Annotated in this window: 10 protein-coding genes; 6 read left to right on the top strand and 4 right to left on the bottom strand. The window is 63.2% G+C overall.

What is annotated here, in order from left to right:
• Positions 1-80: 80 nt before the first annotated feature.
• Positions 81-2,954 (top strand): aminomethyl-transferring glycine dehydrogenase, encoded by a 2,874-nt coding sequence (gcvP, locus tag J4D52_RS01545; protein WP_102676177.1) that lies wholly within the window; start codon positions 81-83, stop codon positions 2,952-2,954.
• A 77-nt stretch (positions 2,955-3,031) separates the two neighbouring features.
• Here the strand turns inward: gcvP and J4D52_RS01540 are convergent, their stop codons facing one another.
• Entirely contained in the window at positions 3,032-3,349 is a 318-nt protein-coding gene (locus J4D52_RS01540) for a DUF2388 domain-containing protein (RefSeq protein WP_025807104.1), read from the bottom strand.
• Positions 3,350-3,557: 208 nt separating this feature from the next.
• On the opposite strand from J4D52_RS01540, the gene J4D52_RS01535 reads away from it, so the two are divergent.
• On the top strand, positions 3,558-4,538 hold the full coding sequence (locus J4D52_RS01535; protein ID WP_063433346.1) for a hypothetical protein: 981 nt from the start codon (positions 3,558-3,560) through the stop codon (positions 4,536-4,538).
• Between the two features lie 9 nt (positions 4,539-4,547).
• On the opposite strand, the gene J4D52_RS01530 is transcribed toward J4D52_RS01535, so the two are convergent.
• Both J4D52_RS01530 and J4D52_RS01525 read right to left on the bottom strand, forming a co-directional pair.
• A complete protein-coding gene (locus J4D52_RS01530) occupies positions 4,548-6,326 on the bottom strand; it encodes a GspE/PulE family protein (RefSeq protein WP_063433345.1) in 1,779 nt (592 codons plus the stop codon).
• 126 nt (positions 6,327-6,452) lie between these two features.
• Entirely contained in the window at positions 6,453-6,773 is a 321-nt protein-coding gene (locus tag J4D52_RS01525; protein WP_063433344.1) for a hypothetical protein, read from the bottom strand.
• 124 nt (positions 6,774-6,897) lie between these two features.
• Here J4D52_RS01525 and J4D52_RS01520 point away from each other — a divergent pair, with 124 nt between their 5' ends.
• Entirely contained in the window at positions 6,898-7,368 is a 471-nt protein-coding gene (locus J4D52_RS01520) for an Lrp/AsnC family transcriptional regulator (protein WP_007928270.1), read from the top strand.
• 76 nt (positions 7,369-7,444) lie between these two features.
• On the opposite strand, the gene J4D52_RS01515 is transcribed toward J4D52_RS01520, so the two are convergent.
• A complete protein-coding gene (locus J4D52_RS01515; RefSeq protein WP_063433343.1) occupies positions 7,445-8,812 on the bottom strand; it encodes an inorganic triphosphatase in 1,368 nt (455 codons plus the stop codon).
• Positions 8,813-8,970: 158 nt separating this feature from the next.
• Between J4D52_RS01515 and argE the strand changes: the two genes are divergently transcribed.
• The 3 genes from argE to J4D52_RS01500 all read left to right on the top strand — a co-directional run bounded on the left by argE (position 8,971) and on the right by J4D52_RS01500 (position 13,445).
• Entirely contained in the window at positions 8,971-10,119 is a 1,149-nt protein-coding gene (gene argE / locus J4D52_RS01510) for an acetylornithine deacetylase (RefSeq protein WP_102676180.1), read from the top strand.
• 145 nt (positions 10,120-10,264) lie between these two features.
• Positions 10,265-11,563: an amino-acid N-acetyltransferase gene (gene argA / locus J4D52_RS01505; protein ID WP_053281341.1), complete on the top strand. Its 1,299-nt coding sequence runs from the start codon at positions 10,265-10,267 to the stop codon at positions 11,561-11,563.
• A 508-nt stretch (positions 11,564-12,071) separates the two neighbouring features.
• Complete coding sequence (locus J4D52_RS01500) at positions 12,072-13,445, top strand: OprD family porin (protein WP_102676178.1); 1,374 nt, start codon at positions 12,072-12,074, stop codon at positions 13,443-13,445.
• Positions 13,446-13,470 lie beyond the last annotated feature (25 nt).

The following is a 13,470-nucleotide window of genomic DNA, read 5'->3' as shown; positions in this document are numbered from 1 at the left end:
CGTCGGCGTCCGGGATCGGCTGCTATGCTGCTTTGACCCTGTTCCATCGACGCCGAGCGCCGCCTGAGAGAGAGCCCGCCATGTCCCAGTTGCCGTCCTTGAGCCAGTTACGCGATCCCAATGCCTTTCTGCGGCGTCACCTCGGGCCCGACGCCGCCGAGCAGCAAGCGATGCTCGACAGCCTGGGCCTGGGCAGCCGGGTCGAGCTGATCGAACAGACGGTGCCGCCGGGGATCCGTTTCAACCGTCCGCTGGACCTGCCGCCGGCGCTGGACGAGCAGGCCGCCCTGGCCAAGCTGCGCGGTTATGCCGAGCAGAACCAGGTCTGGACCAGCCTGATCGGCATGGGTTACCACGGCACCCTGACCCCCACGGTGATCCTGCGCAACGTGCTGGAAAACCCCGGCTGGTACACCGCCTACACGCCCTACCAACCGGAGATCGCCCAGGGCCGGCTCGAAGCCCTGCTCAATTTCCAGCAACTGACCATCGACCTCACCGGCCTGGAACTGGCCAACGCCTCGCTGTTGGACGAAGCGACCGCCGCCGCTGAAGCCATGGCCCTGGCCAAGCGTGTGGCCAAGTCGAAAAGCAATCTGTTCTTCGTCGACCAGAACTGCCATCCGCAGACCCTCTCGGTGGTGCAGACCCGTGCCGAAGGGTTCGGCTTCGAACTGGTGGTCGATACCCTGGACAACCTCAAGCGGCACCAGGTCTTCGGTGCCTTGTTGCAATACCCGGACACCCATGGCGAGATTCGCGACCTGCGGCCGCTGATCGATCACCTGCACGCGCAGCAGGCGCTGGCCTGCGTGGCCGCCGACCTGTTGAGCCTGTTGCTGCTGACACCGCCGGGCGAACTGGGGGCCGACGTGGTGTTCGGTTCGTCCCAGCGCTTTGGCGTGCCCATGGGCTACGGCGGGCCCCACGCGGCGTTCTTCGCCAGCCGCGAGGAGTACAAGCGGGCGATCCCGGGGCGGATCATCGGCGTGTCCAAGGATGCCCGGGGTAACGTGGCGCTGCGCATGGCCCTGCAGACCCGCGAGCAACATATCCGCCGCGAGAAGGCCAACTCGAACATCTGCACCGCCCAGGTGCTGCTGGCCAATATCGCCAGCTTCTATGCGGTCTATCACGGCCCGGAAGGCCTCCGGCGTATTGCCCAGCGCGTCCATCGCCTGACCTGCATCCTCGCCGCTGGCCTGGAGCGCAAGGGCATCGAGCGGCTGAACCGGCAGTTCTTCGACACCCTGACGCTGGAGGTCGGCGGTAGCCAGACAGCCATCATCGAGAGCGCCAAGGCCGCGCAGATCAATCTGCGGATCCTCGGGCGCGGGCAGCTGGGCCTGAGCCTGGATGAAACCTGCGACGAGACTACCGTCGCCCGGCTGTTCGATGTGTTCCTCGGCGCCGACCACGGGCTGGACGTGGCGCAACTGGACGCTGAAAGCCTGGTCCCGGGCATTCCCCAGGACCTGCTGCGCAGCACGCCTTACCTGAGCCATCCGGTGTTCAACAGCCATCACAGCGAAACCGAGATGCTGCGCTATCTCAAGCAGCTGGAGAACAAGGATCTGGCGCTGAACCAGTCGATGATCCCGCTGGGCTCCTGCACCATGAAGCTCAATGCCAGCAGCGAGATGATCCCCATCACCTGGCCCGGCTTCGCCAACCTGCATCCCTTTGTTCCGCTGGAGCAGGCACTCGGTTATTCGCTGATGATCGAGGAACTTGAGCGCTGGTTATGCGCCATCACCGGTTTCGACGCGATCTGCATGCAGCCCAACTCCGGGGCCCAGGGCGAGTACGCCGGGTTGCTGGCGATCCGCAAATACCACGAGAGCCGCCAGCAGGGAGAGCGCAATATCTGCCTGATTCCCGCCTCGGCCCACGGCACCAACCCGGCCTCGGCGCAGATGGCCGGCATGCAGGTGGTGATCGTCGATTGCGACGATGCCGGCAACGTCGATCTGCAAGACCTGAAAGACAAGGCCCTGGCCGCGGGCGAACACCTGGCGTGCCTGATGGCCACCTATCCTTCGACCCACGGGGTGTACGAGGAGGGCATCAGCGAGATCTGCGAGGTGATCCACAGCCACGGCGGCCAGGTGTACATGGATGGCGCCAACCTCAACGCCCAGGTCGGGCTGACACGGCCGGCCGATATCGGCGCCGACGTTTCCCACATGAACCTGCACAAGACCTTCTGCATTCCCCATGGCGGCGGTGGCCCGGGCATGGGGCCGATCGGCGTGCGGGAGCACCTGGCGCCGTTCGTGGCCAACCACCCGGTGGTGGCCATCGACGGGCCGCTGCCGCAGAACGGCGCGGTCAGCGCGGCGCCCTGGGGCAGCGCGAGCATCCTGCCGATCAGCTGGATGTACATCGCCCTGATGGGGCCGCAGCTGGCGGATGCCAGCGAGGTGGCGATCCTCGCCGCGAACTACCTGGCCGAGCACCTGAGCGGGGCCTTTCCGGTGCTCTACAGCGGGCGCAATGGCCGGGTCGCCCACGAGTGCATTCTCGACCTGCGGCCGCTCAAGGCGCAGACCGGCATCAGCGAAGAGGACGTGGCCAAGCGCCTGATGGACTACGGTTTTCACGCGCCGACCATGTCGTTCCCGGTGCCGGGCACGCTGATGGTGGAGCCCACCGAAAGCGAGTCCAAGGCCGAGCTGGACCGCTTTATCGAGGCCATGCTGAGCATTCGCGCCGAGATCGCCCAGGTCCAGGAAGGCAACTGGCCGGCCGAAGACAACCCGCTCAAGCGTTCGCCCCATACCCTGGCGGACATCGCCGGAGTCTGGGAGCGGCCCTACAGCATCGAGCAGGCGGTGATCCCCAGCCCCCACGCCAGGGCGCACAAGTACTGGCCGACGGTGAACCGGGTCGACAATGTCTACGGCGACCGCAACCTGTTCTGCGCCTGCATACCGGTGGATGCCTACCGCTGAGCTCGAACGGCGGGCAAAAAAATGCCGCTCTTGTGAGCGGCATTTTTCGTTGCGTCAGCCTGGCTACAGGCTGGCGGTCACTGCTGGGCGATAGCGTTTTTTGCCAGGATCGCGTTGGCCAGCTCCATGTCGGTGGCCTGCAGGCCCGGGTTGTCGGCACGGACTTTCTGCATCGCGGCTTCCAGGTACGGACCGCGGATGTTGCCTTCACTGGCGACGAAGCTGCTGGCGTCGTCCTGGGCGGCGACGACTAGCTTGTGATCCTTGGAAGTCAGGTAGGTGGACGCAGTGGTGGCGCCGGTGGAAAGGATGTTACGCCAGAAGCTGTCGGCCATTGCCGAACCTACAGGCAGGGAAAGCAGGGCCAGGGTGGCGACAGCTGTTTTGAGACGCATGGTGGGTGACTCCAACTAGGGGGGAAAACTGAGCCCTTTGATAGGTGTTGGCCCTATTGAGTTCCCTGCTGCTGCAACAAGCTTTTGCCTGCGTGGACGGGGGCTGCACGAGCTCTTCAGGAGCGACCGCGGCACCTCGGTATCGAGTCAATGTGCTGGAACGCAGGGGCGGCATTTGCCACCATGGGCGACTTTCTCGACTGCACGGATGCTGGCCTTGATTTTTGGCGCGATGATCTACGCAACCCTGCTGAGCCTGGTGTTGCTGTCCTTTATCGGACTTCCCTTGCTGCTGATTGGTTTGCTCATTCCGGCCTGCCGACGCCGGATGCGCCGTCAGCCCCTGCACTTCGCTGCGCTTGCAGTGGTCTGTGCAATCTTTGTGGTTTGCACCCTGTGGAAAATCCACAGCGACGATCAGCTTAGAAAGGCACTCCACCCAGAACTTGAGCAGGACGTACAGCTTGATGGCCTGCCATTGCCCGCAGGTGCCAAGCTGAATCTGGAAACACTTGAACCTCTGGATTCGCAAGGCCAGCCGCAACCCCATGGACTGCGCAGTCTCTATTACGCCAAATTCGCTGCACCCCACACAATCAAGGGTGTGGAGGTTACAGAGTTGCAGATGTACGGCAGCGGCCCTTTCTCAAAGATGCTGCTGAGCCGTGACCAGGTCGTCGCGGGCTGGCCCTGCGCCGGCGGCACCTGGGTAACGCTGGACATTGCCGACGAGGACCGCTTGCAACCCAGCCGCTGGCGCTTCTCTTCCTGCACCCTGGTGACCGGGGCCGATGTGGCAGGGGTGAAGTGGCCGAGCTCCAGCGAGGTCAGTCAGTACGACGGCAGGTTCAGCATCGACACCATCGGCCTGGCTTCGCCTGCGGTGGTTATCCAGGGAATAGCGCTGTCGGACCTGAGCCTGGATCTCGACGAGCGGCGGCAACCCGGACGTTGGAACGGGCAACTGGCGCAAGACCTGACCCTGGGCGATTGGCACTACCCCCGCGGCATGAGGGTTCGTCAGGACACGCCGGGTACCCTGATGTTCAGCCCGAGCAAATCGGACTCCGCGCAGAACCTGCGCACGGGGGAAACGCTCAACGCTGGGCGCTCGATACAGCAACGCAGGGAGGGCGGCGCGGTGCTGTGGATCAAGCCCAATACCGGGCTGGGTGTCCTCGACTGGTAGCCGGACGGCTCATCGCTGCTCGCTTTGTGGCGTCACCCGCAATATCTCCTCGAGGGTGGTCAGCCCGGCGGCGACTTTCTGCGCTCCGGACAGGCGCAGGCTGCGCATGCCTTCCTGAAAAGCCTGGCGGCGTATGGCGAGCAGGTCGGCGTCGGCGCTGATCAGGGCTTTGAGGCTGTCGCTCAACTGCATGATTTCATACACCCCGGCGCGGCCCCGGTAACCGGTATCGCGACATTCCAGGCAGCCGGTGGCGCCATGGGCATGGCTGGGCAGCGGCGCCTGCCAGGGCCGGGTCAGGCTTTGCCAGTCGTCTTCGTCCAGGGTCAGTGGGGTCTTGCAGTGTGGGCACAGGGTGCGCACCAATCGTTGGGCCATGACTCCCAGCAGCGTGGCCTTGATCAGGTAGGGCGCGACGCCCAGTTCCAGCAGGCGGCTGATGGCACCGGGCGCATCGTTGGTGTGCAAGGTCGACAGCACCAGGTGGCCAGTGAGGGCCGCCTGGATCGCCATTTCCGCGGTTTCCAGGTCGCGGATCTCGCCGATCATGATGATGTCCGGGTCCTGGCGCATCAGTGCGCGCACGCCGCTGGCGAAGCTCAGCTCGATGTTGTGCTGGACCTGCATCTGGTTGAACGCCGGCTCGACCATCTCGATCGGGTCCTCGATGGTGCAGAGGTTGACCTCCGGCGTCGCCAGCTTCTTCAGGGTGGTGTACAGGGTGGTGGTCTTGCCCGAACCGGTGGGGCCGGTGACCAGGATGATGCCGTTGGGCTGGCGAGTCATTTCCTGCCAGCGCCGCAGGTCGTCGCTGGAGAAGCCCAACTGGTCGAAGTCCTTGAGCAGCACCTCGGGGTCGAAGATGCGCATGACCATTTTCTCGCCGAAGGCGGTGGGCAGGGTCGACAGGCGCAACTCCACTTCGCCGCCTTCCGGGGTCTTGGTCTTGACCCGGCCGTCCTGGGGTTTGCGTTTTTCCGCGACGTTCATCCGGCCCAGGCTTTTCAGGCGGCTGACCACGGCCATGGTGACCTGGGGCGGGAACTGATAGACGTTGTGCAGCACGCCGTCGATGCGAAAGCGCACGGTGCCTTGCTCGCGGCGCGGCTCGATGTGGATATCGCTGGCCCGCTGCTGGAAGGCGTACTGGAACAGCCAGTCGACGATGTTGACGATGTGCGCGTCGTTGGCGTCGGGCTCCTGATCGCTGGCACCGAGGTTGAGCAGTTGCTCGAAGTTGCCCGGGGCGTGGCTTTTCTGGTCGGCGCTGGCGCCGGTGACCGACTTGGCCAGGCGGAAGAACTCCACAGTCAGGCGCTGGATTTCCACCGGGTTGGCCACCACCCGCTTGATCGGCAGCTTCAGCACGTGGGTCAGGTCGGCTTCCCAGGCGCTGACGTAAGGCTGGGCACTGGCCACCGTGATGGCTTCGGCGTCGATCGACACTGCAAGGATCTTGTGGCGTTGGGCGAAGGCGTAGGACATCAGCGGGGTCACGGCGGCGACGTCGATTTTCAGCGGGTCGATGCGCAGGTACGGCTGGCCGGCCTGTTGCGCCAGCCACAGGGTCAGGCTTTCCAGGTCCAGGCGTTTGCCGGGCCGGCTGAGGTCGTCCAGGTGCTGGCTGGCGAGAAACTCCAGCGGGTGCAGCTGACTGTTGGCGGCGTTGCGGCGGGTGGTCAGGGCGTGTTCGGCCGAGTCCTGGCTGATGAAACCCTGGGCAACCAGGTCGCGCAGCAGATCGTTGAGATCCAGCCAGCGGTCCTGGGTAACGAGAGGAACGGACATGCGGGCTCCTTGTGAACAATCCGGCAGCAGGCGGGTTAGATGCGCCTCTGACCACGGAATGCCAAGAATAGTCCCGGGACGGCGACCGTCAGTCGCCCAAGCGTTGCAGGGTTTTGCCTGGCGCTTTCAGCCGGCGGCCTGCAGCGGCTCGCGCTCGGCCAGTTGCAGCTGTACCGAACACACGCTGACCAGGTTGCGCAGTTTTTCCGCGATGACCTGGGCGCGATGCCAGCTCAGGCCGTCGAGCAGCACTTCCATCCGCAGCGAACCGTCCTGCTGTTGCACCTGGACCTGCTGCGGCAGCAGGGATTGCAGGGCGAAATGATTGAGCACCCGGCACAGCACATCGGCCTCGGCGTCAGTGACCAGTTGGTAATGCACCCGGCAATGGGTGTTGGCGACATTCCACACATCGGCGCGGGAACTGACAGCTTCGAGAGGGGGCATGGGCTTCTCCAGATCAATGGAGAAATTTTTACATTCGGTTGCGGGTATTTCTTATCTAAGATGAAGGTATTTTCGAAATTGTCGAATCATCTGATTCGCATCTATAGGTTATTGAGGAATATCTATGCATAGCGAACTGGACGCCTACGACCGCCGCATCCTGGCGCTGCTGCAAGAGGACGCTTCGCTGTCCAGCGCGCAGATCGCCGAGCAGGTGGGGCTGTCCCAGTCACCTTGCTGGCGGCGGATCCAGCGGCTCAAGGAGGAGGGGGTGATCCGTGGCCAGGTGACTTTGCTCGACCGCAAGAAGATCGGCCTCAACACGCAGATCTTTGCCGAGGTCAAACTCAATGCCCACGGCCGTTCCAACTTCACCGAATTCACCGAGGCGATCCGCGGTTTTCCGGAGGTGCTGGAGTGTTATGTGCTGATGGGCGCGGTGGATTTTCTGTTGCGCATCGTCACGGCGGACATCGAGGCGTATGAGCGTTTCTTCTTCGAGAAACTGTCGATGGTGCCGGGGATTCAGGAAGTGAATTCGATCGTGGCGCTGTCGGAGATCAAGTCGACCACCAGCTTGCCGGTGCTGCGCTGAGGAGGGGGGAAGCGGCTGGCGCTGTCGCGAGCCTGCTCGCTCCCGCAAGGCAGGAGCGAGCCTGTTCATGGAACCCTTACATGCGTAGCAGGGTCTTCCACGCGCGGTTCTGGAACACCGTGATCGCCTGTTGCTTGCGGGCATCCAGGGCTTCGTCGGTGATCGGCTCGTTGGCCAGTTGCGCCAGCTTGTTCAACTCGCCGTACAGACGGTCCAGCTCCGGGATTTCCAGCACATTGCGCGCGTGATGCAGCCAGGACTGGATGCGTTCGATGCGCGGCAGCTGTTCGGCCAGGTCTTCCGGCTGTTGCTGGTAGCGCGGCAGTTGCAGGGAGCTGGCTTCGTCGGCCAACAGGCGTGGCAACCAGCTGCCCAGTTGCGCGGCACCCTGGCGGTTGCCACGGGTATTGCGTTCGGCGGTCCAGTTGCGGGCGAGCAACCAGCGCGAGGTGTTCAGCGAGAACAGGCCCCAGCGCACGTCTTCCAGCTCTTCGATGAACTGCTCGGGCGCGGCCTTGCGCACGTCTTCGTCGTCCAGGCCGGCTTGCACCAGCGGGCGCCAGTCTTCCAGCAGACCGTCCAGCGAAGCGCGCAATTCGGCGGTCGCCTGGCGCGGCGCGGCCTGGCCCAGGCTGCTGACCAGGGCGCGCAGTTCCGCCAGGTTTTCGACCCAGTCCTGCAGCAAACGCCAGTGACCGTTGAAGCGATATTGCTCGGCCAGGCGCTGGCTGCTGCCCAGCAGGTGCCAGGTCAGCGCCGCGAAGGCGTCGTCCAGCGGCGTTTCCGCGCTCAGTTCCGGAGCGGGCAGGCTCAGGGAGTAGCTGTTGGCGTCGAACAGGCGGTAGCCGCGCTCGGCCTTGCTGATGTCACAGGGCATCAGCGGCAGGGTGGCGGCCAGTTCGGCGGCCAGTTCCAGCAGGGCGGCCGGTTCGCCTTCGCGCAGTTCCAGTTCCAGCTCGCAGATCTCTTCCTTCTGCTTGCCGGCGATCACGTGGCCCAGGTCCAGGGCGGCTTCGATCACCACCTTGGCCTTGCCGCGGCCCCAGGCGATTTCCGCGCGTTCGCGGACGAAGTCGGTGGTGAAGATCGGCTTGAGGGTTTTCTTGTCCAGCTCGGCCAGTTGCTCGGGCCAGCATTCACCGTCGAGCTTCTTCAGGTCGAGCTTGGCTTTGGCCAGGTGCCAGTCGTACTCGTTGCGTTCCGACAGGCCGGCGACGCTCTGGCCGCGGGTCTTGAGGGTCTGGATCACTTCTTCGCCGTCGCGGCGCAGGCGCAGGGCAACCTTGGCGCGGGCCAGGTCGCGCTCGGGCGTGTCGAAGTACTGGTTCATCAGTTCACGGTGTTCCCAGCCACTTTTGTTGCGTTTTTTCAGGAGCGGGTGCTCACGCAGGGCGGCGAGGGTTTCGCGGCTGACGCGGAGTTTGATTTCGGTTTCTTTCTGCATGGCCGGAAAATCCAGGATCGGGAGCGCAGCCGGGGGAATGTGTGGCTGCCAAGGTCGTGCAGTGTACAGGACTCGCCGCGTCGAGGTGCCGTGGCGGTTTATTCCTGTCGCAGGATGGCTCTATGATGGACTTCATCTTGGAGCCCGGGAGCCAGCGCATGCCATTGCCGTCCATGAAAGAGCAGTTCGCTGCGCTGATTGCCACACCTTCGGTCAGCTGTACCCAGCCGGCGCTGGATCAGTCCAATCGTGCGGTCATCGACCTGCTGGCGAGCTGGCTCGGCGACCTGGGTTTTGCCTGCGATATCCAGCAGGTCAGCCCCGGCAAATTCAACCTGCTCGCCAGTTTCGGCAGCGGCCCCGGCGGCCTGGTGCTGGCCGGGCACAGCGATACCGTGCCCTACGACGGCGCGCTGTGGCAGACCGACCCGCTGAAGCTCACCGAGGTCGATGGGCGCTGGGTCGGCCTGGGCAGTTGCGACATGAAAGGTTTTTTCGCCCTGGTCATCGAGGCGGTCCGGCCGCTGCTGGACCAGCCCTTCAAACAACCATTGCTGATCCTCGCCACCTGTGACGAGGAAAGCTCCATGGCTGGCGCCCGGGCCCTGGCCGAAGCCGGCCGGCCATTGGGACGCGCCGCGGTGATCGGCGAGCCGACCGGGCTGCGGCCGATCCGCATGCACAAAGGCGTGATGATGGAGCGCATCGACATTCTCGGGCGCAGCGGCCATTCCTCCGACCCGAGCCTGGGCCATAGCGCCCTGGAAGCCATGCACGATGCCATCGGCGAACTGCGCGGCCTGCGCCTGGCGTGGCAGCGCGAATTTCGCAATCCGCAGTTCAGCGTGCCGCAGCCGACCCTGAACCTTGGCTGTATCCACGGTGGCGACAACCCGAACCGCATTTGCGGCCAATGCTCGCTGGAGTTCGACCTGCGGCCGTTGCCGGGCATGGACCCACAGGCGCTGCGCGCGGCCATCCGGCAGAAGCTGGTGCCCGTGGCCGAGCGGCACCAGGTGAAGATCGACTACGCGCCGCTGTTCCCCGAGGCGCCGGCCTTCGAGCAGGCCGAAGACTGCGAACTGGTGCGGGTGGTCGAGCGCCTGACCGGGCATCGCGCCGAAGCAGTGGCGTTCGGCACCGAAGCGCCTTATCTTCAGCGCCTTGGCTGCGAGACAGTGGTGCTGGGCCCGGGCGACATCGCCTGTGCCCACCAGCCGGGGGAATACCTCGAAATGTCACGCTTGCAGCCTACCGTGCATCTACTACGTGAACTGATTAATCATTACTGCCTGACGCCGGCCTGATTTTTACTAAATCACCGACGGCCAAGCCCGTACCTCAAGGAGAGCGAGCGTGTCGCCAAGCCTGTTCCGACGATAACCACCAGCCCGCTGTGCGTTTTCCCGTTTCGTCCTTTTATAGGCTGCTTCTTATTTACAGGCTCAGGTTATGCCCGAATACGTCAATTGGCTTCGTCACGCTTCTCCCTACATCAATGCCCACCGCGACTGCACCTTCGTGGTCATGCTGCCCGGCGACGGCGTAGAACATCCGAACTTCGGCAACATCGTCCATGACCTGGTGTTGCTGCACAGCATGGGCGTGCGCCTGGTGCTGGTGCATGGCTCGCGTCCGCAGATCGAAACCCGCCTGGCTGCGCGCGGCCTGACCCCGCATTACCACCACGGCATGCGCATCACCGATGCGGCGACCCTGGAATGCGTGATCGATGCCGTCGGCCAGTTGCGCATCGCCATCGAAGCGCGGCTGTCCATGGACATGGCGTCCTCGCCTATGCAGGGTTCGCGGCTGCGGGTCGCCAGCGGCAACCTGGTGACCGCCCGGCCGATCGGCGTGCTCGAAGGCGTCGACTATCACCACACCGGCGAAGTGCGCCGGGTCGACCGCAAGGGCATCAACCGCCTGCTGGACGAGCGCTCGATCGTGCTGCTGTCGCCCTTGGGCTACTCGCCAACCGGGGAAATCTTCAACCTCGCCTGCGAAGATGTCGCCACCCGCGCGGCCATCGACCTGGCTGCCGACAAGCTGCTGCTGTTCGGCGCCGAGCGTGGCCTGTTGGATGAAAGCGGCAACCTGGTGCGCGAACTGCGTCCGCAACAGGTGCCGGCCCATTTGCAGCGCCTGGGCAGCAACTATCAGGCGGAACTGCTGGATGCCGCGGCAGAAGCTTGCCGGGGTGGAGTAGGGCGTAGCCATATCGTCAGTTACGCCGAAGACGGCGCGCTGCTGACCGAACTGTTCACCCGTGACGGTGGCGGTACGCTGGTGGCCCAGGAGCAGTTCGAGCTGGTCCGCGAGGCGGCCATTGAGGACGTCGGCGGGCTGCTGGATCTGATCAGTCCGCTGGAAGAGCAGGGCATTCTGGTGCGGCGTTCCCGCGAGGTGCTGGAGCGTGAGATCGAGCAGTTCAGCGTGGTCGAGCGCGAGGGGATGATCATTGCCTGTGCCGCGCTCTACCAGATCGCCGACTCCGACGCCGGGGAACTGGCCTGCCTGGCAGTGAACCCGGAATACCGCCACGGCGGCCGCGGCGACGAACTGTTGGAAAGGATCGAAACCCGGGCCCGGGCCCAGGGCCTGAAAACCCTGTTTGTCCTCACCACCCGTACTGCTCACTGGTTCCGCGAACGCGGTTTTGCCCCTAGCAGCGTCGAGCGCCTGCCTTCCGCGCGGGCCTCGCTGTACAACTACCAGCGCAACTCGAAAATCTTCGAAAAAGCCCTCTGAGCTTCATCCCGTTCGGCAACCCGCTCTTGACAGGAGCGGGTTTTTCGTTGCGCCTGTCGCGCCTGATTTATGTTTCAGAAAAATAAATGCGCGCGATACAAAAACTGTAACAAATTGACTGGATCATCGGCGCCCAGCCATTATTGCGTCGCCTTTTCGATACTGGTTGACGTATCTGGCTTATGTTTTAACTGATCGATCTAAAGATCAGCGGGGAAATACCATTCAGGAATCAAACAGGACGCCGATACCTTGGGCCACGGTTCAAACGGATGTACCTGTCGATATTCCCGAACGGTATGAAAAAGAATGAAATAATTCTTTTTGGGTTTATGAGAAATTCATTACCCTGCAAGGACCCAATCATCGCGATTAGACCTTGGTCGTAGACACAGTTGGTTACGATTGACTTATGGGTCACGGTCTGGCGCTAATCGCCCACCGATGGACCCGGGGCAGCAGACCCTGGGCCTGAGTACACAAGAATTAGAAACGAGAGGAGCGAAACATGAACAAGTCCACCTTGGCCCTGGCTGTGGCCGTTGGGGTTCTGGCGCAGCAGGCAGGCGCCGCCGGTTTCATCGAAGACAGCAAGGCCACTCTGGGTCTGCGTAACTTCTATATCAATACCGATAACCGCGATGCCGATACCAAGGCGTCCGGCGCACAGAGCAAGCAAGAAGAGTGGGGCCAAGGCTTCCAGCTCAACTTCACTTCCGGTTACACCCAAGGCACCGTCGGTTTCGGTCTCGACGCCATCGGCCTGCTGGGCATCAAGCTGGATTCGGGCGGCGGTACCAACGGCGCCTCTGCTACTTCTTACGGCGGCACCGTCTTCCCAAGCGAGTCCAACGGCAAAGCGGTCGATAACTACTCCAGCCTGGGCCTGACTGCCAAAGCCAAGATCTCCCAGACTGAGCTGAAGCTCGGTACCCTGCAGCCAAAACTGCCGGTTATCGTGACCAACGATGGTCGTATGCTGCCGCAAACCTTCCAGGGCGGTCAGATCACCTCGAACGACATCAAGGACCTGACACTGGTCGGCGGTCAGATCGAGCACGCCAAGGGTCGTAACTCCAGCAACAACGAAGAACTGTCGATTGCTGGCGCCAACGCACACACCGCTGCTGGCCGTGACAGCAACAAGTTCATCTACGGTGGTGGTGACTACAAGATCACTAAAGATCTGACCGCTCAGTACTACTACGGCAACCTGAAAGACTTCTACAAGCAGCACTTCGTTGGCCTGCTGCACAACTGGGCTATCGGCCCGGGCGTATTGAAGTCTGACCTGCGCTACTTCAACAGCCGTGACGACGGTGCCAACGGCCACGACTCGGCCTACTACACCACCGGTGACTACGGCACTGGCATCACCAAGGGCAAGGTTGATAACAACCTGATCAGCGGCCTGTTCCTGTACTCGGTTGCCGGCCATACCTTCGGTGGCGGCTACCAGGTGAGCAACGGTGACAGCGACTTCCCTTGGCTGAACCAGGGTGACGGTTCGTCGGCTTACCTGACTACCGACATGCAGATCGCCAAGTTCGCCCGTGCTGGCGAACGTACCTGGCAAGCTCGCTACTCCTACGATTTCGCCAAGGTAGGCGTGCCTGGCCTGACCGCCGGTGTGATCTATCTGCGTGGCGATAATATCGACACTTCCGGCAAAGAGGGTTCCGTTCTCCCTCAGCGTACCGTTTCGGCGACCAACGCCAGCGAGTGGGAACGCGACCTGACCGTGGCCTACGTGATTCCGGAAGGTCCGCTGAAGAACCTGGGCCTGACCTGGAAAAACGCCATGTGGCGTAACGACATTCCGGGCCAGCGCTCGCAGGACGAAAACCGCCTGATCGTCAGCTACTCGATCCCGCTGTTGTAATCCGACGTTAAAACCTCGCCCGGCG

It is taken from the genome of Pseudomonas sp. GW460-12-10-14-TSB1 (genome assembly GCF_017349775.1).
In the GTDB taxonomy this organism is placed as follows: Bacteria; Pseudomonadota; Gammaproteobacteria; order Pseudomonadales; family Pseudomonadaceae; genus Aquipseudomonas; species Aquipseudomonas piscium.
This window is presented reverse-complemented; position numbering and strand designations above follow the sequence as displayed.